Genomic DNA, 20,480 nt, shown 5'->3' with positions numbered 1-20,480 from the left:
ACTAAACCCTGCATCGGCGCCACCCTCAGGTTGGCGCCGATGGCGTTTTTGGGGCTATCTTGCCTTCTTGGGGGTCACGGCGGCGGCGCGTGGTTTGGTGGTAGCCTTCTTCGTCGGCTTGCCGGCCTCGGCTTTTTTCGTCGCCTTGGCGGGCTTGACGGCTTCGGCCTTTTTGGCCGCCTTCCCCGAGGCTTTTGGAGAAGCCGGCGGTTTTTTTGGCTTGGCGGCATCTGGAACAGCGGGAGCGATGGCGGCGGCCGTGAGTTCGGTGAGGGCCAGTCCCCAATAGTGATCGCCTCGTCCGTCTGGGCGGCCATCGGCTTCCCAGAGAAAATAGGCGCGATCGCGAATGGCATCGTCTGTGATGACGGTTGTGTTGGATCTGCTGGGCACTTACGGGTCCCCCAAATGGTGGCAAGGCAGGCGTGGTCCTGCCGCGAACCGGATGAGACTAGCAGCGCCGGCAATGGCCGCGAAGGGCCAGACCAGCACATGAGCCATGTGCACAAGCCGGATGACCGATGGCAAATTCGGTAAGTCGCCGCAAATTAAGCAAGAACTGTCAGCAAATTTGACTCATCGCCCCGCCGAATCGATGCTGGCGGGAGGGGGACGCGCCGTGACCGAGCCTGAGCTGAATCCAACCACAGTGGCGTTTCGCCTGAAGCGGGCCGAGCATTTTGCGCAGGCGTGGCGGGTGCACGCCAAGCGGCTGCAGGCATTGGCCAACAACCCACGCACCCCACCGCTGGTCCGCCATGAGGCGATCACCGAAGCGGAAACCGCCGCCGGCATCGTAGCGCAACGCGCGACCGAAATGGCCCAGATGGCCAAGGCGCGCGGCTACCCCACCTGGGAAGCCGACCCCAAGATCGGCCCGCTGGTGGTCGAGATCCGCGCCGTGGAGAGCGCCTTGCAGTTCATCGTCGAGGCACTGCGCAAGCAATAAGAGTGTGGCGCGAACGCCACGACTGGCTCACTTCTGCCATCACGCCTCCAAGGAACGGTGGCCGATTTCTGATGGTGCTGCTACCAACCGGCAAGGATTCGCCGTCAATTGACGGATCTGTAGAACCTGGGATTATTCAAATGAACAAGATTGCACTTCTGGCCGGCGCTGCGCTGGTAACCCTGTCAGGCTCAGCCTTTGCCGCCGACCTGATCGTCGACGAGCCCGCCGCGATGACCACTCCGGCCGCCGACACGACGCTCTATTTCGAACTCCTGGGCGGCGCATCGCTCGAAGGCAAGCTGAACTACGAGGGCGACGGCAGCGACGACCTCCAGGCCGGCGGCGCCGTTGCTGGCGTCATCGGTTTCGGCACGGGCATCGAAGGTCTCTCGGTTGAAGCTGACGCTTTCTACACGCAGCGCGACTACAGCGACAGCTCCGACGACTACACCCTGAAGACAGGCAGCCTGATGGCCGACCTGAAGTACACCGTCAACCTCAACGACTCATTCGCAGTTTACGGCGCTGTCGGCCTCGGTGGCGTTTACCTGCACGACGAGAGCTCAAGCGGCACAGTCTATGTAGACAGCTGGGGCGCTGGCTACCTGCTGAAGGCTGGCGTGACCGCCAAGGTCGCTGACCAGATCAGCCTCGTGGGCGAAGTGCGCTACACCAACTCGTTCGACTACATCGACGAGGAACAGTCGGGCACCACGTCGGTGCTCGCCGGCGTGCACTTCGGCTTCTGATCGCAAGATCCGAGCGCAAGATCAGGGCCTCCCTTCGGGGAGGCCCTTTTTGTTGGGCGATACAAAGTACAGGTGTTGCGATGCGCAACGCGGCGTGGATTTTTGCCACCAGGCTTTCCCGCCCCATCGTCCATTTACCTAGAACGCGTACTAATGCGTCATCTGGCGCCTTGCAGGCGGACCACATTGGGATGTGACATGAACAAGTTTGCAATTTTGACTGGCGTTGCGCTGGTTGCGCTCACGGGCGCAGCACACGCGGCCGACCTGATCGTCGATCAGCCTGCCGCGATGACGACGCCGGCCGCTGACACGACGCTCTATTTCGAGCTGCTGGGTGGCGTGGCGTTGCAGGGCACGCTGGATTTTTACGATCCCTCCGATGATGGCAGTGTGGACACCGAGGCGGGCGGCGCGATTGCTGGCGTCGTTGGTTTCGGCACCGGGATCGAGGGTCTTTCGGTCGAAGCCGACGCGTTCTACGCACAGCGCGACTACCAGGACAAGGGCGACTACACACTCAAGACCGGTACGCTGATGGCCGATCTCAAGTATACCGTCAGCCTCAACGACACGTTTGGCATCTATGGTGCAGTCGGTCTTGGCGGCGTCTACCTCAATGACTCGGACAGCGACGGCACAACCACCTATGTCGATGGCTGGGGCGCTGGCTATCTGCTGAAGGCCGGCGTGACCGCCAAGGTTGCCGACCAGATCAGCCTCGTTGGCGAAGTGCGCTATGCCAACTCGTTTGAGCCCATCGCCTCGGACGACATCAACTACGACGACGAACAGGCCGGCACCACCTCCGTGCTTGTCGGCGTGCATTTCGGCTTCTGATCGCAAGATCGGACCACAAGATCAGGGCCTCCCTTCGGGGAGGCCTTTTTGTTTTCGATCGGCTCAGACTTTCAGATGGCGACAAAATGCCAGTTGCTGGCGGGCTGGTTTAGCTCGACGCTGCCTCTCGGGCGGAATGCTCCGCGCGGAGGGCGAAGATGGCCGAGGATACTGCGTGGCGTGAGCACCGCTATCGCCGGGTGATCGACGAGGAAACCCATGCCCGCCCGGTACCGCCGATGACGGCGCCGCTGCGCATAAGGCGGCTCGCCTTCATGAGCGCCGATGGCGGCAAGGACCTCGCCGCGCTGCATGCGCAGATGGGGATGGTGGCCGGCGTCCGCGCGGACGGGCCGGCCTGGGCCCGCCAGCTGGTGTTTTCGCGCGACGGGCGCGATGTGACGTGGGAACTGCACAACGAGTTCGCGACGCTCACCTGGACGGCGGCACCCAACGACTGGACCAAGCGCCCCGAGGGCATCGGGCTCGAACTGCACCAGAATCTGCTGCTGATATCTGCCACCCGCATCGACCTGATGGCGACCGAAACCATTGCCGAACCGGCGCTCTCCGGCTTCAACCCGCTGAGCCTCTGCTATTCATCGGTCTTTGAGGGACAGGCGCAGGCGGCGACCGACTTTCACCTCGATGAGGCAGGCTTCGTGCGCTTCGAGGTGGCAGCGGGCGGCAATGGCGCACTGCGCTCGGGCGTGATCGTGCGGCGGCTGCTGGAGATCGAGACCTACCGCACCATGGCGCTGCTCGGGCTGCCGCTGGCGCGGGAACTGTCGGGCAAGGTCAGCCAGTATGAGGCAACGCTCGCCGCAATTACCCATGACATGGGCGAGCATGATGGCACAGCCGACCATCAGGCGATCCTCGCCTCGCTGCACCGGCTCTCGACCGATATCGGCCGCACCGTCGAGGAAACCAGCTTCCGCTTTGCCGCGACGCAGGCCTATGGCGAGGTGCTGGCCGAGCGGCTGGCCCGGCTCAAGGAACGCGCCATCGGCGAGTTCACCACCATCGAGCGCTTCCTCAACAACCGGGTCCAGCCGGCGCTCGCCACCTGCCGGGCCATGGAGAAGCGACTCACTGCAGTGACCGCGAAGGTGCAGCGCTCGATCGAATTGCTGAACGCGCGGATGACGCTGTCGATCCAGGGCCAGAACCAATCGGTTCTGGATGCCATTTCGGCGACCGGGGCGCGGCAGTACCGGCTGCAGGAGACAGTCGAGGGGCTGTCGATCATTGCGATCTCGTACTATGCGCTCGGCATCCTCGGCTACGGGCTCGAGAGCCTCCACGATGTGCTGCCTTGGCCCAAGCCGGTGATGCTGGGATTGGCGGCGCCGCTGGTGCTGCTGGCGGCGTTTTTCGGGATCCGGCGCCTGCGTCGGGGCGCGGGCAAACACTAGGCAAGACCAGCCAAGAATTGGGGTGCGACGGCAGGTCACTCCTGCCGCTGTTGACTTGCCTGCCGTAGCGTCGGCATGGATGAGTTGAAGTTGCGGCATTCCTCGCGACTGACAAAATCTGGAGGACGACGATGAAATCCATCGTGCTTGGACTGCTTGTTACGGCGCTGACAATAGGCGCCGCACATGCTGCTGGTGACCCGGCGGCGGGCGCGCAGGTGTTCAAGAAATGTGCGGCCTGCCACGCCGTGGGCGAAGGCGCCAAGAACCGCGTGGGTCCGGTGCTGAACGACCTCTTCGGTCGCACCGCCGGCACCGCTGCGGACTTCAAGTATTCGCAGGCCATGATCGATGCGGGCGCGGGCGGCATCGTCTGGACGCCGGCGGAACTCACCACCTACCTGCACAAGCCCAAGGATCTGGTGCCCGGCACCAAGATGAGCTTCCCGGGACTGGCCGAGCAGGCCGATATCGACAATGTTGTCGCCTATCTCGCGACCTTCTCGCCCAACTACGTGCCGCAGGCACAGTAACTATCAGGGCGCCGGGCGACCGGCGCCTTCACTCGCCTGAACCGGGCGGCCGGTCAGCGTGATGACGCGCTGCGCCAGCCGCTCGGCCTGGGCTTGATCGTGGGTGACGATGAGCGCAGTGGCGCCGGTTTGCGCCAGAACCTCACGCAGCAGCGCCTCCATTTCGGCCACAAGTGATTGATCCAGCGAGACGAACGGCTCGTCGAGCAGCAGCAATCCGCGATTGACTGACAGTGCGCGCGCCAGCGCAACCCGCCGCTGCATGCCGCCAGACAGCTGATGCGGATAGAGCGCCTCAGCGCCTTCCAGCCCCACCGTTTTGAGCTGCGACAGCGCCGCCTCGCGCGTGGTTCCCTCCCGCATGGCGCGGATATTGTCGAGGGCGGTGAGCCAGGGCAGCAGGCGGGGATCCTGGAAAACGAAGCCGGGCGGTAGGGCCTCTGACGCTGGGCGGCCGTCGATGGTGATGGTGCCGGTAAAGTCCCGATCGATGCCGCCGATCAACCGCAACAGCGTCGACTTGCCGACGCCGCTGGGGCCGGTGAGCGCGACGATGCTGCCGGGGGTGATGGCGAGGCCAAAGTTCTCGAACAGCGGCGGGCTGTCAGGGCCGAAGCGCTTGAGCGCGATATCGATTTTCAGGTCTGCACCGCGCGCCATCTGAGTACCCTCCCTTCGATCGGACGAAGGAGGAGGTACTCGAAGGCGAAGACGATGAGGATGAAGGCGGTGGTGTAGGAGAGGATGGCGGTGACGTTGAAGAACTGGAAGAACACTGAGATGCGAAAGCCGACGCCGCCGTCGGAGCCGAGTACCTCGAAAACGAGGACGATCTTCCAGATCAGGCTGAGGCCGGTGCGGGCGGCGGCGAGGAGGTAGGGGAGCAGCTGGGGCACTATGATCAGCCGCAATCGTCGGGCGAACGGCAGGCGAAAGACGGTCGCCAGGTCGCGGAAGTCTGGTGAAAGACTGCGCACCCCTTCGCGGACCGTGGTGATGACCAGCGGCAGCTTGTTGAGCACCACGGCGAGGACCAGCGCGAACTCGGTGAGCCCCAGCGAAATGTAGAGCACGATGGCGATGACGATCGCCGGAACGTTGAGCCCGATCACCACCCAGGTTGAAAACAGCCGGTCGGCACTTTTGAAGCGGCCGAGCGCCATGCCGATGGCTGTGCCGAGCGCCATGGCGACGATGAAGGCGATGGCGACGCGGGTGAGCGTCTTGCCCAGATCGGCGATGAGCTTGCCGTCGGTGAGTTGGTGAACGAGGTCGAAGGCGACGGCGATTGGGGTCGGAAACAGCCGGCCGGGAAAGAGCGTGGCGAGGAGTTGCCACACCACAAGCAGCAGGGCGAGGCCGATGGCCTCGAGCGGTAGACGGCTCCAGCGGGACGGGGGCGGAACTATTTGCGGTAACCCGGCCAGAACGTGCCGGGGCTGAGGGTCTTGGCATCGCCCACCACATCGGCGCCGCCATATTGGACCAGCAGCGCGAAGGTGGCCGAGGCGGCGGTGGTGTTGTCCGGATCGAAGTGCGAGACGATGCCGGCGCGGTAGCCATCGCGGAGGCTGCGGAACAGCGCGTCGTCGTCGCCGACATTCATCGCTGGGCGGATGGTGTCCCAGAGCGCATCGTCGCTGAGGAGTGCGGCCTTGGCGGCGAACGAGGCATCGAGGAAGGCCTTGATCGCCTCGGGTTTTGCGGCGGCAGTATCCTCAAAGAACGTCCAGCCGAGGAGCGGCGGGGTTTCGGTGACGCCGAGATCGTGAAGGAGGCTCGGGATGCTAGTGAGTTCCGCCTTGCCGGCGAGGGCGGCGCGGGCGTTCCAGTTCCAGAGGTTGAGCGCTGCCTGCGCCTGCCCGCCGGTGAGCAGTTCGTTGACCAAAGGCGGCGCGCCGAAGCGGACGGTGGCATCGGCGCTGAGCGTACTGCCGGTGAGCTTGGCATAGGCGGCGGCGAGGATGACGTAGCTCTTGTCGACCGGGCTGCCCGAGACCGCCAGCACCTTGCCTTTGAGATCGGCGATCGTGGAGATGCCCGCCGCCGGATCGACCATCAGCCCGCCGACAGCGAGCGAGTGCGGCACCAGGGTGACAAGATTGCCTGCGTCGCGCTGCAGCGAGACCCAGACGAAATCGGAGAGGATGACGTCAACTTGGTGTGCCTGCAGAGCGATCTGTCCGGCCTTGCTGTCAGCGAGTTCGCGCACCTCGAGGCTGAGCCCGTTGGCGGTATCGAGCCCAAGCGCCGTGATGGCCGCGAGCTCCCACTTGACGGTGCCGCTGGCCTGAACGCCCAGCACCAGATGCTGCGGTTCGGCGGCGAACGACGCCGTGACAAGCAGGGCGAGGGCCGAAAGGGCCTGAACGAGACGGCGCATATGCATCCTCTTGACGGGTGGGGCGCTCAATAGCCGAGCGCCATGCCGTCCTTGCGGTGATCCGAGCCGCCGATCAAGACCCCACGGTCGTGATCGATATAGATCGCCTGGCAACCACCGATCGGCTCATTGGACCAGGCAACGCGATGGCCGCGCGCTTCGAGATTGCCGCGCACCGCATCGCCGAAGCCGGGCTCGAGCGTGAGGAGCCCACCGAACGAGAAGCTGCGTGGCGCCTCGTTGGCGCGCTGCGGATCGTAGCCGCGATCGAGCACATGGGTGAGAAAGTGCGCGTGCCCGGCGGCCTGGAACTGCCCGCCCATGACGCCAAAGGGCATGACCGGCACGCCGTTCTTGCTGAGCAGCCCCGGAATGATGGTGTGGAGCGGGCGTTTGCGCGGCGCCAGCTCATTGGGATGGCCGGCAGTGAGCGAAAAGCCGCTGCCCCGGTTCTGCAAGAGCACGCCCGACTGGGGCGCGTAGATGCCGCTGCCCCAGGAGGCAAAGATCGAGTTGATCAGCGAGACGACGTTGCGGTCGCGGTCAACGACGGTGAGGTAGACCGTGTCGCGATGGATGGGGCCGTCCCAGGTGGCGGCATCGAGGGCCTGGTGCGGCTGGATCTTGTCGCGCAGCTTGCCGATGAAGGCGTCGCCGAGGATTTCCTCGACGCTGACCGTCATGTGCGCCGGATCGGCGATCAACAGGTCGCGGACACGATAGGCGGCCTTGGTGGCCTCGGCGAGGAGATGCACCCGGTCAGCCTCGCTGGCCGCACCATCGGTGAGGTCGAAACCGTCGAGAATGCGGGCAATGACGAGGGCGGCAAGGCCCTGGCCGTTGGGTGGACACTCGGAGATGTCGTGGCCACGGAACGGTGCACTGATCGGGGCGGTGGTAAACCCCTTGTAGGCGGCAAAATCATCGGCGGTATGGGTGCCGCCGAGGGCCTCGAGGGTCGCAACGATCTCGTCAGCCACGGCGCCGGAATAGAACGCATCGCGGCCATGCTTGCCGATGGCGCGGAGCGTCGCGGCCAACGCCGGATTGGCGACAAGGTCGCCGGTTTTGGGAACGGTGCCGAACTGCGCCTTGGCGGGGGCATGGTGTTCGACGCGCGCGGTGTAGCGCGACCAATCGAGTGCGACGCGGCCGGTAACGCGATAGCCGTTTTCGGCGAGCCCGATGGCGGGCGCGAGGATCTGCGCGAGGTCGAGCTTGCCGTAGGTGGCGTTGAGCTGGCACCAGGCATCGACGGCGCCGGGAATGGTGACGGCGTGCGGGGAGGTTTCGGGGATTGCCTTGTGGCCTTCGGCGCGCAGCTTTTCGGCCGACACGCCCGCCGGAGCCCAGCCCGAGCCGTTGAAGGCGGTGACGGGGCGGCCATCGGCTGGGGCGATGAGCGCGAAGCAATCGCCGCCGATGCCCGTCATTGCCGGCTCGACCACGCACTGCACCGCCACCGCCGCCAGCGCCGCATCCATGGCGTTGCCGCCAGCGCGCAGGGTGTCGATCGCGGCGAGCGTTGCCAGCGGGTGCGAAGTCGCCGCCATGCCGTTTTCGCCAAGCGCCGCCGAGCGGCCGGGGGTGATGTAGTCACGTTCGAGCATCAGAAATCTCCGGGAGGTTGCCGATTGTTAGTCGGAGCATGGGGGGAGCGCCAGAGAGCTGTTGGTTCTACTTGGAGATGGCGCGTGACGCGGTCCTTGCGGATCGCCGGACCACCCCCACCCTCAATCCCTCCCCTCAAGGGGGAGGGAGGCGGGCGGGTGTGATGTTCATGGATTGAGCCACAAGCTCGATCGGCACCTCCCCCGTGACGGGGGAGGTTGGGAGGGGGTGTGCGGCGCCACCATCGCAAAGGCACCTCATCCGGCGCTTCGCGCCACCTTCTCCCCGACGGGGAGAAGAAAAGGGAGTGCCCTACCCCAGGACGTGTGCTGTGCCGTTGACGGCGAGGCGGACGAAGGCGCCGACTTCGAGGGTGAAGAGGCTGGAGGTGACGAGGCTGATTTCGGCGCGGGGGCCGGCGGGGTAGCCGCGGGAGGGGGGTTGGACCACGACGCGACAGGTGGGGCCGCGATAGGCGCGGCTGACGACGCGGCCGCTGGTGGTCCACTGGTCGGAGACCGTATCGGGATCGATTGGCACCATCTGGATCTGCTCGGGGCGCAGCATCAACCGGGCCCGGCCATGGCGGCCGGGGGCATTGGTCTGGATGCGGCCGAAATCGCAGAGCGCCACACCATCGGCGAGCTCGGCATCGAGAAAGATCGCCTCGCCCAGAAAGCTCGCGGTGATGGCATCGGCGGGCTTGAGATAAATCTGCTGCGGCGCGCCGGTCTGGATCACCGCGCCATCGCGCATGACGACGAGGTGTTCGGCAAAGGACAGCGCCTCGGCCTGATCGTGGGTGACGAGCACGGTGGTGATGCCGGCTTTGCTGAGGAGCGTGCCGACCATTTCGCGCATCGACTCGCGAAGGCCCGCATCGAGCGCCGAGAACGGCTCGTCGAGCAGCATCAGGCGAGGGCGACGGGCGAGGGCGCGGGCGAGCGCGACGCGCTGCTGCTGGCCGCCGGAGAGTTCGTGCGGGCGGCGATCGAGCATGCTCAGCGGCAGCTCGACCCGCTCCATCAACTCGGCAACGCGCTTTTGCCGGTCGGGGGCCTTGCGATCGAGCCCGAAGCCGACATTGGCGGCGACGGTGAGATGGGGGAAGAGCGCGCCTTCCTGCGCCACATAACCGATGCTACGGCGATGGGCGGGAATGAAAATGGTCTCGTCGATCAGTGTTGTGCCACCGAGGACGATTTTGCCCTGATCGGGGGTTTCGAAGCCGGCGATGAGGCGCAGCAGCGTGGTCTTGCCGCAGCCGGACGAGCCGACGACGGCGGTGCGGCTGCCGGCGGGGATTTCGAGATCGACGCCGCGCACCGCTTCGGTCTCGCCATAGCGCTTGCTCAAATGGCTGATGGTCAGAAGCGTCATGAGCCCGGCGTGCCCTTGGGTTTGCGGTCGGCCTCGAGGCGCAGCAGCAGGACCAGCGGCAGCGACAGGATGACCATCAGCAGCGCATAGGGCGCGGCGGCCGAGAAGTCGAGTTCGCTGGTATAGGCCCAGAACCGCGTCGCCAGCGTGCGCGTGCCGTTGGGCGCGAGCATCAACGTGCCGGTGAGCTCGTTGGCGATGCCGAGCGCCACCAGCGCGGCGCTCGCCGCGGCGCCGGGCATGGCGAGACGCACCGTGGTCAGAAAGATCGCCAGCGGCGGCGCCTTGCCAAGGCTGATGGCGGCGCGTTCGAGCTCGACCGGCGCCTGCGCGATGCTGGCGCGGAGCCCGACCAGCGCGCGGGGCAGGAACATCAGGAGGTAGGCAAGGAGCAGCGTGAACACCGTCTGGTAGAGCGGCAGCGCGACTTTCACCGTGATGCTCACGAGCGCCAGCGCCACGATAACGCCAGGGAGCGCGCCGACATAGTAGTGGCTGGCTTCGATGAGCTTTTGCAGCTTGCCAGGCGCGCGGACGCTGAGCCAGGCGGCGGGGATGGCGGCGAGGGTTGTGAGCGCCGCACCAGCAAGCGCCAGCGCCAGCGTCTGGCCCAGCGCCGCGCCGACGAAATCAAGCCGCCACACACCGGCGCCGCCAAGGATGAGCCAGCGCATCAGGGTGAACAGCGGCACCCCGACAGCGCCCAGCGTGATGAGGACCGGGCCGAGCTGGATCAACGCTGACCAGCGCTTGAGCCGCCACTTGACCGCATCGCGCGGCGCACCGGAGCCGACCCGCGCATAGCGCGCATCGCCGCGCACCAGGGCCTCGAACCCGAGGAGCCCGATGCAGAGCAGCACCAGCACACCGCCGAGGAGGTTGGCGGCGGGGCCGTTATAGACGGACTGGAACTGATCGACGATGGCGGTAGCAAAGGTATCGAACCGCATCAGGACGAAGAGCCCGTATTCGGAGAGAAGGTGCAGCCCGACCAGCAGCGCGCCGCCGCAGATGGCGAGCCTGAGCTGCGGCAGGATCACCCTAAGGAAGATCGCCGTGGGGCGGAGGCCGAGCGAGGCCGCCGTCTCTTCAAGCGTCGGATCGAGGCGGCGGAGCTGGGCCGCGATGGGGAGATAGAGGAACGGGAAATAGGCGAGGATCGACACCAGCACCGCGCCCCAGAAGCCGTTGAGGCCGGGGGCAAAGCTGTTCCACGCATAGGACTGGACGAAGGCCGGGATGGCGAGCGGCGCGACCAGCAGCCACGACCAGATGCGCGCAAAGCGGAGATCCGTGCGCTCGACGAGGAAGGCGAGGCCTACCGAGAGCACGATGGCGATGGGGAGGGTGACGAGTTCGAGCAGGAAGGTGTTGACGAGGAGGTCGCCGACGCGGGGGCGGAACACCAGCTTGGCGACCGTCTCCCAGCCGCTGTCGATGCCGATATAGACGATGAAGCCGAGGGGAATGAGACTGAGCGCCGTAACGACAAGCGCCACCGCAAGGATGGGCAGGTTTGCCGGCATACGCCCCAGGCGACCCGCGGGCCGCGCCACAGTCTCAACCAGGCTCAAATCGGCCCGCCTTCCAAAGAACATCCCGCCGGCGGGACAAAACCAGCCGGCGGGGAAAACCTTGTACCAATCCGGCGCGGGGCTTTTGACCTACCGCATGTCCGGTGCAGAAAACCGCGTTACGCAGTTTTCTGCATAAGCCCCACTTAGAGCAGGCCGGCCGCCGTCATCAACTCGGTGACCTTGGCATTGTCAAGCAGCGAGGGATCGACCTTGGGCGCATCGAGATCGGCAATCGGGGTCAGCGCCGCGTTCGCCGCTTCGCCCACGCCGATTGCATATTCGAACGAGGTGCCGTCGCGGAGCTCGGCCTGGCCGGATTTGCCGGTGATGAACTTGAGGAACTTTTCGGCGTCTTCCTTATGCTTGGACGAGGCGAGAACCGCGCCGCCCGAAACCGATACGAAGGCGCCCGGGTCCTGGTTCTTGAAATAATGCAGCGCCACGTTGCCGCTGTTTTCCTTGGTCTTGGCCTGATCGCCGAACCAGTAATAGTGGTAGATCACCGCGCCTTCGACTTCGCCTTTGTTGACCCCGGCCATGGCGGCACGGTTGCCCTTATAGGCAACGAAGTTCTCTTTCATCGCCTTGAGCCAGCTGAGGGTTGCGTCTTCCCCCTTCAGCGCCAGAATGGCGGCAATGATGGCCTGGAAATCGGCACCGGCGGGCGAAGCGGCCCAGCGGCCCTTCCAGCTCGGATCGGCGAGATCGAGTATCGACTTGGGGAGCTTGTCTTCGGTGAGCTTGGTCTTGTCATAGGCAAAGACGGTGGAGCGGGCGGCAATGCCGGTCCAGTGGCCATTGGCCGGACGGAACTCGGGGGGGACCTGGTCAAGGATATCGGCCGGCAGCGGCTCGAACAGGCCGGCATTGTCGACCAGCACCATGGCGGGGGAGTTTTCGGTGAGGAACACGTCGGCCGGCGAGTTGGCGCCTTCCTGGATCAGCTGGTTGCCGACCTCGAGGTCGTCGCCCTGACGGAGCGTCACGGCGATGCCGGTCTCCTTGGTGAATTCATCGGCCCAGGCCTGGGTCAGGCTTTCGTGCTGGGCGTTATAGACCGTGATGCCGGCATCCTGCGCAAAAGCGGAAACGGACATCGCAGCCAGCGCCACGCCAACGGCCAGGGTACGGCCAATCATCGTAAAGCCGGGCATCGCGATCGAGAACTTCATAGTCACCTCACTTGAGACGCCCCCTCAGCGGAAGCGCCCTCCAACTACAAATCGTGAGTGCCACTGTCAACTTAATCAGCCGATCGTGATTGTCGCACCCTCGCGCTCACGCCAAGCCGATATTGGCCCCAGTGACGGGATCAAAGAACGAGGCGTGGGTGGTATCGGCGATGAGGTGGACCTGGCCGCCGCTGCTGATTTTGGTGCGGCCGGCGAGGCGGGCGGTGATCACCTTGCCGCCGAGGGTGGCGGTCAGGAAGGTGTCAGAGCCGGAGTTTTCGACCAGTTGCGGGGTGACGGCGAGGGCGTTGGGACCATCGCCCAGCTCCAGCGCCTCGGGGCGAAGGCCGACCACCAGATCCTGCCCATCGCGGCCATTAAGAGCGGGCGGTGGATTGGGAACGAGAAGCTGGTTGCCGTCGGAGAGGGCAAAGCGGGCGTCATCGGCGGAGAGGCTGAGCTTGCCATGGATCAGGTTCATCGGCGGCGAGCCCATGAAATCGGCGACGAAGAGGTTTGCCGGGTGGTCGAACACCTCCTCGGGCGTGCCGATCTGCTGCACCAGCCCCTGGTTGAGGACGACGATGCGGGTGCCCAGCGTCATCGCCTCGATCTGGTCGTGCGTGACATAGACGATCGAGGTGCCCATCCGCTCGTGGAGGCGCTTGATCTCGCCGCGGAGTTCGACGCGAAGCTTGGCATCGAGATTGGAGAGCGGTTCGTCAAAGAGGAACAGCACCGGATCGCGGACCAGCGCCCGGCCCATCGCGACGCGCTGGCGCTGCCCGCCAGAAAGCGCGCCGGGCTTGCGGTCGAGGAGGTGGGAAATCTGGAGGAGCGTGCTGACCTCGCGCACCTTTTCGGTCTGCGTCGCCTTGGGGACGTGGCGCACCTTCATGCCGAAGGCGATGTTTTCGCCCACCGTCATGGTCGGGTAGAGCGCGTAGGACTGGAACACCATGGCGATGTCGCGGTCGCGCGGTGGGACCTCGGTGACATCGTGCCCGCCAATCGCGATGCGGCCGCCCGAAGTGGTGTCGAGCCCGGCAATGCAGTTGAGCAGGGTGGACTTGCCGCAGCCCGAGGGCCCGACCAGCACCAGGAACTCGCCGGCCTTCATGTCGATGCTGATGTCTTTGAGCACCTCGACGGCGCCGAAGCGCTTGACGAGGTTGATGATGGTCAGCACCGACTGATCCGGTGCAGCAACCCGTGCTAGTGCGTCCATGCCTCTTCCCCCCATTTCGGCACCCGGCCGGTGGATGCCCTGACGATCAGGTCGGCCTTTTCAATGCGTTGCAGGCGCGCCGGCGCTACGTCATCCATGCGCGCCATGATCATTTGCGCCAGCGCCGGCCCGGCATTGCGGATCGGGGCGCGGGTGACGGTAAGCGGCGGCGCGAAATTTTCGCTGCGCAGATGCGGCAGCACGTCATCATGCGAAATGATCGAGAGCTCGCTGCCGATCGTGAGCCCTGCCTCGGCGGCGGCGCGCATCACGCCCAGTGCCTGCAGGGTTGAGGAGCAGATGAAGGCGGAGGGGCGCTGCGCCACCGGCTCGGCCAGCATGGCGGCGGCAGCGGCATAGCCAGTCTCCTCGGTCATTTCGCCGTGGACGACAAACCGCTGCGGTGTCCTCAGGCCGCGGCTTGCGAGGACCGCGTCATAGGCGCCACGGCGCTGGCGGGCAAAGCCCAGCCGCTCGGAGCCATTGAGGAAGGCGATACGGCGGTGGCCGAGTTCAACCAGCAGCGTCGTCGCGGCGCGGAAGGCGCCGGCATTGTCGATGTCGAAATAGGCGTAGCCCGCATCCTCGGTGCCACGGCCATGGACGACGAAGGGGAGGTTGCGGCTTTCCATCAGCGCGATGCGCGCATCGTCGGGCTCTGGGGCGCTGAGGATCATGCCGTCGACGACCCCGTCCTTGACGAAGCGCCGGTAGTGGCTGAGCTGGTCTTCCGCCGAGGCGACGTGGAACACCAGGTCGATCCGGCTGTCGGCCAATGCTTCGGAGAGCGAGGCGAGGAAATCGGCGAAATGCGGATCGATCGTGTAGCCGGGCAGCGTCCGGAACACGAGCCCGACCATGCCGCTCTTGCCGGTGGCGAGGCGCTTGGCGGTGACATTGGGCGTGTAGTTGAGCGTCTCGGAAGCGGCGAGGACGCGAGCGCGTGTCGCCTGCCCCACCTCCGGAAAGCCGTTGAGCGCCCGGCTGACCGTCGCCGGTGACAGCCCCAGATGGCGGGCGAGTTCTCGCAAGGTCGTCAAACCCCTGCCTCCCCGCCGGGTTGTTTAAACCGCTTTGAGGATTGCATGGGCCTTGTCACAATTCAACCGCCACGGCTCCCGGTCGTGGGGCGGGCACCGAGTCAAACCGGTTTGACAAACCGGACCGATCCTGCCCATAAATTGGCGGTAGAGGACTGCGCACCACTTTCTGGGAGGAAAAGTATGCGGCAGGCGAAGGCGGGAAGCAGGTGCCGGTTCCATGGCGCAAAGGCGCCTCTGAGCCACTCGATTGCACCCTGCGGGATGCGCGTTTCCGGCTTCACCAAGCTCGTGCTGACCACACCATACTGACCTCGGCGCCGCCCGCTTTGCTGCGGCGCGTTACCAATAATCTGTCTGTCAAAGACCTGTCTGGGAGGACACGCAATGAAGACCAAACTGAAGATTTTCGCCCTCGGCATGGCGGCGTTGCTCGCCTCGAGCTCGCTGGCGAGCGCCATGGAAGCCGGCAAGCTGCTGATCTGGATCAACGGCGACAAGGGCTTTAACGGGCTGCAGAAGCTCGGCGACAAGTTCAAGGCCGAACTGGGCGTCGACGTCGTGGTCGAGCACCCGGAGGCCGTGACCGACAAGTTCCAGCAGGCTGCCGCGACCGGTTCGGGCCCCGATATCTTCATCTGGGCCCATGACCGCTTTGGCGAATGGGCCGCGGGCGGGCTGATCCAGCCGGTCGAGCCGAGTGCCGCCGTCAAGGACGGGATTTTCGACTTCGCCTGGGATGCCGTGACCTTTGACGGCAAGGTGTGGGGCTATCCCCTGGCGGTGGAAGCCGTGGGCCTGATCTACAACAAGGACCTGGTGCCGACGCCGCCCAAGACCATGGAGGAGATCGCCAGCCTGAAGCTCCCCGCCGGGGTCAAGCCGATCCTCTGGGACTATAACAACACCTATTTCACCTTCCCGCTGCTGATGGCGAACGGTGGCTATGCCTTCAAGAAGGACGACGCGACAGGCAGCTATGACCCCAAGGACACTGGTGTGGCCGATGCTGGCGCCAAGACCGGCGCGGCGCTGCTGCGCAAGATGATCGACGATGGCGTGATGCCCTCGGGCGTCGACTATGGCGTGATGGACGCGGCGATCAACAAGGGCGAGGTAGCCATGGTCATCAACGGGCCCTGGGCCTGGTCGAACCTCAAGACCTCGAAGATCAACTTTGGTGTCGCCCCGATCCCGTCGGTGGCCGGCCAGCCGAGCAAATCGTTTGTCGGCGTGCTCGCTGCCAACATCAACGCGGCGACCCCCAACAAGGACCTGGCGATCGAGTTCATCGAGAACTACCTCACCACCGACGATGGTCTGAAGATGATCAACGACGACGTGCCGCTTGGGGCTGTCGCTGACAAGAGCTTTGCCGAAACGCTGGCCGGTGACGCCAATGTGGCAGCCACTCTCGCCAATGCGCAGGCCGGCGTCGCCATGCCCTCGACCCCCGCCATGGGCAAGTTCTGGGCCGCCATGGGCCCGGCCCTCGCCTCGATCACTGACAAGTCGTCGACGGTCGACAAGGCGCTCGACGACGCAGCGACGCGCATTCTCGCGCCGTAAGCAGAAGACCGCGAGCTCTGGGTGGAGGTCGATGGACCCCCACCCTCAATCCCTTGGGATTGGAGAAAAAGGCCCCCTCACCCGGCCCTTTGGGCCGACCTCTCTCCAGAAGGGAGAGGTAAGGCTGGGACAGGATCGGGCCGCCTCACCACCTCTTCCTTGGGGGAGAGGTCGCCGCGCAGCGGCGGGTGAGGGGGCCTTGCCGAGTGAGCGGAGTGGGCGGTGAGAACCCCTCATCCGCCCTTCGGGCACCTTCTCCCGCAAGGGGAGAAGGAAGAAACGAGAGGGCATATGACCACCATAAGCGAGCCCGCACCCGCTGTTGCGCCACGGCCAAACTTCAAGCTGGGCGATCTGGTGCGCTATGGCATCATCGCGGTACTGGGACTGGGGCTGATGTATGTGGTCTGGGGGCTCTACCTCGCCGGGGAGCCGCTGTTTGCCGCCGTGGTGATGGCGCTGATGGTGGGCATTGTCATCATCTTTGGCGCCAAACGCTTCTACACCGCGCGCTTCGTGTTTCCTGGCATTGCTGCAGTGCTGATCTTCATCGTCCTGCCTGTTGCCTACACCACCTATGTGGGCTTCACCAATTATGGGGCGCGGAACCTTCTGACCTTTGACCGGGTCACCGATCTGTTTCTCGGCCAGAAAACTGTCGACAAGACCACTGAGCGCCCGTTTGGGCTGGTGGCCGAAGGCACGAGCTACCGGCTGTTCCTGCCGGAGGGCACGGGCGGGCTGCTGTCGGACCCGTTTGCGCTCGATGGCGCGCCGGTGAAAGTGGGCGTCGCGCCGGTCGATGCGGCGCCGCCAACGCTGGCGATGAAGGACGTGATCAAGCTCCGCACCGCCCTGGCCGGGGTTACGGCCACGCTACCCGATGGCAGCGAGATCACCTCATCGGGCTTGCGCACCTTTGCCAAGGTGACGCCAGTCTATGAGCAGCAGCCGGATGGCTCCTTGGTCAGCCGCACCGACGGGAGCGTCCTCACCCGCGACGAAAGCGTCGGGTTCTTCCGCGATGCTGCCGGCAAGACCGTGCCGCCGGGCTGGCGCGTCAATGTCGGGTTCGAAAATTTCGCGCGCGTGCTGTTCAGCGAGGGCATCCGCCAGCCCATGCTGCAGATCTTTGTGTGGACGGTGACCTTCGCGCTGCTCTCGGTGTTCTTCGGCTTTGCACTCGGCCTGTTGCTGGCATCGGTGCTGCAATGGCCGCACCTCAAGGGCAAGGCCGTCTACCGGATCCTCCTGATCCTCCCCTATGCCGTGCCCGCCTTCATTTCGATCCTGGTGTTTCGCGGGCTGTTCAACCAGAACTTTGGCGAGATCAACCTGATCCTCAAATCGCTGTTCGGTATCCAGCCGCAATGGTTCACCGACGCGACGCTGGCCCGCACCATGCTGATCATGGTCAATGTCTGGCTCGGCTACCCCTATATGATGCTGCTGGCGATGGGGTACCTCCAGTCAATCCCGCAGGACCACTACAAAGCGGCGGCGCTCGAGGGTTCGGGGGTGTTGCAGAATTTCTTCTCGATCACCCTGCCGCAGATCCTGCCGCCTTTTGTGCCGCTCCTGATTTCGAGCTTTGCCTTCAACTTCAACAATGTGGTGCTGATCCTGCTGCTGACGCGCGGCGCCCCCGATATTGCCGGAACGATCGTGCCAGCAGGGCAGACCGACATCCTCGGCTCCTTCACCTTCCGCGTCTCGTTCCAGGATGCGGGGCAGAATTTCGGCATAGCCGGCGCCATCTCGACGTTGATTTTCCTGCTGGTCGGGCTCCTCGCCTACGCCAACTTCTTTGCGCTCAGGCGCGCTGCCGAAGCGCGCGGGAGGGGCTGACATGATCGTCGAACGCCCGCGCGAACTGTTCTGGAAGAAGCTGGCGGCGCACGCCTTCCTCATCGGCTTTATCGCGCTGATCCTGTTCCCGTTCCTGATCGTCCTCTCGATTTCGCTCAGGCCGGGGAATTTCTCGACCGGCAGCCTGATCCCCAATCCGATCAGCTTCGAGCACTGGTCGCTGGCCTTCGGCATTCCGTTCACAGCCGCCGATGGTACGGTGACCCAGCCGCCCTTCCCCGTGCTGCTGTGGCTGTTCAACTCGATCAAGATCGGCACCATCGCTTCGGCCGGGATTTTGATCCTGTCGATGACGGCGGCCTATGCGTTCTCCCGCCTGCGCTTCAGGGGCCGGAATGCGATTCTCGATACGCTGCTGATCGTCCAGATGTTCCCGGCCGCGCTGACCGTGATCGCGCTCTATACGATCTTTGATGCCCTGGGGAATGTGACGCCGATCTTCGGCATCGACAGCCACTGGTCGCTGATGATTGCGTATCTGAGCGGCATCACGCTCCACATCTGGACCATCAAGGGCTATTTCGACTCGATCGACCCGGCCATGGACAAGGCCGCCCAGATCGATGGTGCAACGCCGTGGCAGACCTTCCGGCTGGTGTTCCTGCCGATGTCGGTGCCGATCCTCGCGGTGGTGTTCGTGCTGAGCTTTATCGGGCTCGTCACCGAATATCCGGTGGCCTCGGTGCTGCTGCGCGAGACCGACAACATGACCCTCGCGGTAGGCGCGCGTTCGTATCTTTATGAGCAGCGCTATTTGTGGGGCGATTTCGCCGCCGCGGCGATCCTCTCGGGCCTGCCCATCACCGTGGTGTTCCTTCTTGCGCAACGCTATCTCGTTGCGGGGCTGAGCGATGGCGGGGTCAAGGGCTAGCGCCCAAAAGCCTGGCACAACGGAAGTCGGGTTTACGCCGCGCCCAATTCGCTGTTTCCTTCACCGCAAGGCGCAACGTCCGCGAATGCGCGGCGCCGTTTTGGAGGATAGTTATGAAATATCGTTATCTGGGGCGCTCGGGACTGCTGGTCTCGCGGCTCTGCCTTGGCACCATGACATTTGGCAATGCGCAGTGGGGCTGCGACCAGGCGACATCGAGCGCCATCGTGAAGCGCTTTGTCGAGGGCGGCGGCAATTTCATCGATACCGCCGACGGCTATTCGGGCGGCGAATCCGAAAAAATGCTCGGCGTGGCGCTGAAGGAGCACAAGCGCGACGACCTGGTGATCGCCACCAAGTGCTGGTTCCCCTCCAACCCGGCGCCGACCTCGCGCGGGCTGAGCCGCAAGCACATCGTTGAATCGGCCGAGAACAGCCTCAAGCGCATGGGGCTCGACTATATCGACCTCTACCAGTTCCACGGGCCCGACCCCTATACCCCGATCGAGGAGAGCCTCAGGGCCGCCGACGACCTGATCCGGGCCGGCAAGATACGCTATCTCGGCTGCTCGAACTTTTATGGCTGGCAGATCGCCAAGGCCAATGGCGTTGCGGCGCTGAAGAACTACGAGCCGCTGGTCTCGGCCCAACACCTTTACAATCTGGTCCGCCGCGATATCGAGCGCGAGATCCTCCCCGCCTGCGAAGACCAGGGGCTGGCCATGATCTGCTGGAGCCCGCTGGCGGCCGGCATGCTGAGCGGCAAGTATCGCAACCAGGACAAGCCGGATGAGAACACCCGCATCGGCATCCAGGCAGCGATCACGCTGCCGCGCTACTGGTTCGAGGACTCGCTCAGGATGATCGACATGGTGGTCGCGGTGGCGGACCAACTGGGCCAGACGCCGAGCCAGGTGGCGCTCAGCTGGCTGCTGGGTGACCAGCGCGTCACCGCGGCAATCATTGGCGCGCGGCGCGAGGACCAGGTGGCGGAGAACCTCGTTTCCGGCGACTTCGACCTGCCTCAGGACATCCGCCAGCAGCTCACCGACGCCATGCCGCTGAAGCTCGGCTATCCGTATGAGTGGATGGCGACCAATTTGCCGGGGACCTTCGGCAAGGCGGAGTTTGAGCCGGGGCACACGCAGAAGGTGCCGCTCTAGGGCGGCGAGTCGAAGGGAAGGCCCCCACTTCCTTCTCCCCTTGAGGGAGAAGGTGCCCGAAGGGCGGATGAGGGGTTCTATCCTCCGCAAGGACCGCTCGTCGCTTTGCTCCGATCGCGCAACAC

The 20,480-nt window shown here is 64.8% G+C and carries 19 protein-coding genes; 9 read left to right on the top strand and 10 right to left on the bottom strand.

The window, feature by feature from the left end; genetic code table 11:
• Nucleotides 1-54 precede the first annotated feature (54 nt).
• Complete coding sequence (locus ACO06J_RS16730; protein WP_421761851.1) at nucleotides 55-393, bottom strand: DUF2934 domain-containing protein; 339 nt, start codon at nucleotides 391-393, stop codon at nucleotides 55-57.
• 226 nt (nucleotides 394-619) lie between these two features.
• On the opposite strand from ACO06J_RS16730, the gene ACO06J_RS16725 reads away from it, so the two are divergent.
• The 5 genes from ACO06J_RS16725 to ACO06J_RS16705 all read left to right on the top strand — a co-directional run bounded on the left by ACO06J_RS16725 (nucleotide 620) and on the right by ACO06J_RS16705 (nucleotide 4,492).
• Complete coding sequence (locus ACO06J_RS16725; RefSeq protein ID WP_421761850.1) at nucleotides 620-949, top strand: hypothetical protein; 330 nt, start codon at nucleotides 620-622, stop codon at nucleotides 947-949.
• A 140-nt stretch (nucleotides 950-1,089) separates the two neighbouring features.
• Nucleotides 1,090-1,701, top strand: a complete 612-nt coding sequence (locus ACO06J_RS16720; RefSeq protein WP_421761849.1) for an outer membrane protein — start codon at nucleotides 1,090-1,092, stop codon at nucleotides 1,699-1,701.
• A gap of 198 nt (nucleotides 1,702-1,899) precedes the next feature.
• Entirely contained in the window at nucleotides 1,900-2,541 is a 642-nt protein-coding gene (locus ACO06J_RS16715) for an outer membrane beta-barrel protein (protein ID WP_421761848.1), read from the top strand.
• A 158-nt stretch (nucleotides 2,542-2,699) separates the two neighbouring features.
• Nucleotides 2,700-3,959: a DUF3422 family protein gene (locus tag ACO06J_RS16710; RefSeq protein WP_421761847.1), complete on the top strand. Its 1,260-nt coding sequence runs from the start codon at nucleotides 2,700-2,702 to the stop codon at nucleotides 3,957-3,959.
• A 131-nt stretch (nucleotides 3,960-4,090) separates the two neighbouring features.
• Nucleotides 4,091-4,492 carry a c-type cytochrome gene (locus ACO06J_RS16705; RefSeq protein ID WP_421761846.1) on the top strand — a complete coding sequence of 134 codons (402 nt, stop codon included), beginning with the start codon at nucleotides 4,091-4,093 and terminating at the stop codon, nucleotides 4,490-4,492.
• Nucleotides 4,493-4,495: 3 nt separating this feature from the next.
• On the opposite strand, the gene ACO06J_RS16700 is transcribed toward ACO06J_RS16705, so the two are convergent.
• The 9 genes from ACO06J_RS16700 to ACO06J_RS16660 all read right to left on the bottom strand — a co-directional run bounded on the left by ACO06J_RS16700 (nucleotide 4,496) and on the right by ACO06J_RS16660 (nucleotide 14,883).
• Entirely contained in the window at nucleotides 4,496-5,152 is a 657-nt protein-coding gene (locus ACO06J_RS16700) for an ABC transporter ATP-binding protein (protein ID WP_421761845.1), read from the bottom strand.
• A complete protein-coding gene (locus ACO06J_RS16695; protein WP_421761844.1) occupies nucleotides 5,131-5,832 on the bottom strand; it encodes an ABC transporter permease in 702 nt (233 codons plus the stop codon). Before ACO06J_RS16695 ends, ACO06J_RS16700 begins: the two co-directional genes overlap by 22 nt.
• Nucleotides 5,833-5,897: 65 nt before the next feature.
• On the bottom strand, nucleotides 5,898-6,875 hold the full coding sequence (locus ACO06J_RS16690; RefSeq protein WP_421761843.1) for an ABC transporter substrate-binding protein: 978 nt from the start codon (nucleotides 6,873-6,875) through the stop codon (nucleotides 5,898-5,900).
• Between the two features lie 26 nt (nucleotides 6,876-6,901).
• Complete coding sequence (ggt, locus tag ACO06J_RS16685; protein ID WP_421761842.1) at nucleotides 6,902-8,485, bottom strand: gamma-glutamyltransferase; 1,584 nt, start codon at nucleotides 8,483-8,485, stop codon at nucleotides 6,902-6,904.
• A 313-nt stretch (nucleotides 8,486-8,798) separates the two neighbouring features.
• Nucleotides 8,799-9,866, bottom strand: coding sequence for an ABC transporter ATP-binding protein (locus tag ACO06J_RS16680; protein WP_421761841.1), 1,068 nt, complete (start codon nucleotides 9,864-9,866; stop codon nucleotides 8,799-8,801).
• Nucleotides 9,863-11,392 carry an ABC transporter permease gene (locus ACO06J_RS16675; protein ID WP_421762531.1) on the bottom strand — a complete coding sequence of 510 codons (1,530 nt, stop codon included), beginning with the start codon at nucleotides 11,390-11,392 and terminating at the stop codon, nucleotides 9,863-9,865. The genes ACO06J_RS16680 and ACO06J_RS16675 overlap by 4 nt, the downstream gene beginning before the upstream one ends.
• A 194-nt stretch (nucleotides 11,393-11,586) precedes the next feature.
• On the bottom strand, nucleotides 11,587-12,582 hold the full coding sequence (locus ACO06J_RS16670; protein WP_421762530.1) for an iron ABC transporter substrate-binding protein: 996 nt from the start codon (nucleotides 12,580-12,582) through the stop codon (nucleotides 11,587-11,589).
• Nucleotides 12,583-12,721: 139 nt separating this feature from the next.
• Nucleotides 12,722-13,843: an ABC transporter ATP-binding protein gene (locus tag ACO06J_RS16665; RefSeq protein ID WP_421761840.1), complete on the bottom strand. Its 1,122-nt coding sequence runs from the start codon at nucleotides 13,841-13,843 to the stop codon at nucleotides 12,722-12,724.
• The gene (locus tag ACO06J_RS16660) at nucleotides 13,831-14,883 is read right to left on the bottom strand and encodes a substrate-binding domain-containing protein (protein WP_421761839.1); all 1,053 of its coding nucleotides are present in this window, start codon (nucleotides 14,881-14,883) and stop codon (nucleotides 13,831-13,833) included. Before ACO06J_RS16660 ends, ACO06J_RS16665 begins: the two co-directional genes overlap by 13 nt.
• 387 nt (nucleotides 14,884-15,270) lie before the next feature.
• On the opposite strand from ACO06J_RS16660, the gene malE reads away from it, so the two are divergent.
• The 4 genes from malE to ACO06J_RS16640 all read left to right on the top strand — a co-directional run bounded on the left by malE (nucleotide 15,271) and on the right by ACO06J_RS16640 (nucleotide 20,355).
• Complete coding sequence (gene malE, locus ACO06J_RS16655; RefSeq protein WP_421761838.1) at nucleotides 15,271-16,452, top strand: maltose/maltodextrin ABC transporter substrate-binding protein MalE; 1,182 nt, start codon at nucleotides 15,271-15,273, stop codon at nucleotides 16,450-16,452.
• A gap of 291 nt (nucleotides 16,453-16,743) precedes the next feature.
• Nucleotides 16,744-18,300, top strand: coding sequence for a maltose ABC transporter permease MalF (gene malF, locus ACO06J_RS16650; RefSeq protein ID WP_421761837.1), 1,557 nt, complete (start codon nucleotides 16,744-16,746; stop codon nucleotides 18,298-18,300).
• A gap of 1 nt (nucleotide 18,301) precedes the next feature.
• Nucleotides 18,302-19,192 carry a maltose ABC transporter permease MalG gene (gene malG, locus ACO06J_RS16645; RefSeq protein ID WP_421761836.1) on the top strand — a complete coding sequence of 297 codons (891 nt, stop codon included), beginning with the start codon at nucleotides 18,302-18,304 and terminating at the stop codon, nucleotides 19,190-19,192.
• A 113-nt stretch (nucleotides 19,193-19,305) separates the two neighbouring features.
• Entirely contained in the window at nucleotides 19,306-20,355 is a 1,050-nt protein-coding gene (locus tag ACO06J_RS16640; protein ID WP_421761835.1) for an aldo/keto reductase, read from the top strand.
• Nucleotides 20,356-20,480 lie beyond the last annotated feature (125 nt).

The organism is Devosia sp. (assembly GCF_965229025.1).
Classification (GTDB): Bacteria; Pseudomonadota; Alphaproteobacteria; order Rhizobiales; family Devosiaceae; genus Devosia_A.
Note: the sequence above shows the minus strand (reverse complement) of the source record. Positions and strands in the feature narration are given on the sequence as shown.

Coding starts and splice junctions, on each gene's coding strand:
- ggt (WP_421761842.1), bottom strand. CDS start 8,485: ATGCTCGAACGTGACTACATCACCCCCGGCCGCTCGGCGGCGCTTGGC.
- ACO06J_RS16690 (WP_421761843.1), bottom strand. CDS start 6,875: ATGCGCCGTCTCGTTCAGGCCCTTTCGGCCCTCGCCCTGCTTGTCACG.
- ACO06J_RS16705 (WP_421761846.1), top strand. CDS start 4,091: ATGAAATCCATCGTGCTTGGACTGCTTGTTACGGCGCTGACAATAGGC.
- malE (WP_421761838.1), top strand. CDS start 15,271: ATGAAGACCAAACTGAAGATTTTCGCCCTCGGCATGGCGGCGTTGCTC.
- ACO06J_RS16700 (WP_421761845.1), bottom strand. CDS start 5,152: ATGGCGCGCGGTGCAGACCTGAAAATCGATATCGCGCTCAAGCGCTTC.
- ACO06J_RS16720 (WP_421761849.1), top strand. CDS start 1,090: ATGAACAAGATTGCACTTCTGGCCGGCGCTGCGCTGGTAACCCTGTCA.
- ACO06J_RS16680 (WP_421761841.1), bottom strand. CDS start 9,866: ATGACGCTTCTGACCATCAGCCATTTGAGCAAGCGCTATGGCGAGACC.
- malG (WP_421761836.1), top strand. CDS start 18,302: ATGATCGTCGAACGCCCGCGCGAACTGTTCTGGAAGAAGCTGGCGGCG.
- malF (WP_421761837.1), top strand. CDS start 16,744: ATGACCACCATAAGCGAGCCCGCACCCGCTGTTGCGCCACGGCCAAAC.
- ACO06J_RS16675 (WP_421762531.1), bottom strand. CDS start 11,392: ATGCCGGCAAACCTGCCCATCCTTGCGGTGGCGCTTGTCGTTACGGCG.
- ACO06J_RS16640 (WP_421761835.1), top strand. CDS start 19,306: ATGAAATATCGTTATCTGGGGCGCTCGGGACTGCTGGTCTCGCGGCTC.
- ACO06J_RS16670 (WP_421762530.1), bottom strand. CDS start 12,582: ATGATTGGCCGTACCCTGGCCGTTGGCGTGGCGCTGGCTGCGATGTCC.
- ACO06J_RS16710 (WP_421761847.1), top strand. CDS start 2,700: ATGGCCGAGGATACTGCGTGGCGTGAGCACCGCTATCGCCGGGTGATC.
- ACO06J_RS16665 (WP_421761840.1), bottom strand. CDS start 13,843: ATGGACGCACTAGCACGGGTTGCTGCACCGGATCAGTCGGTGCTGACC.
- ACO06J_RS16715 (WP_421761848.1), top strand. CDS start 1,900: ATGAACAAGTTTGCAATTTTGACTGGCGTTGCGCTGGTTGCGCTCACG.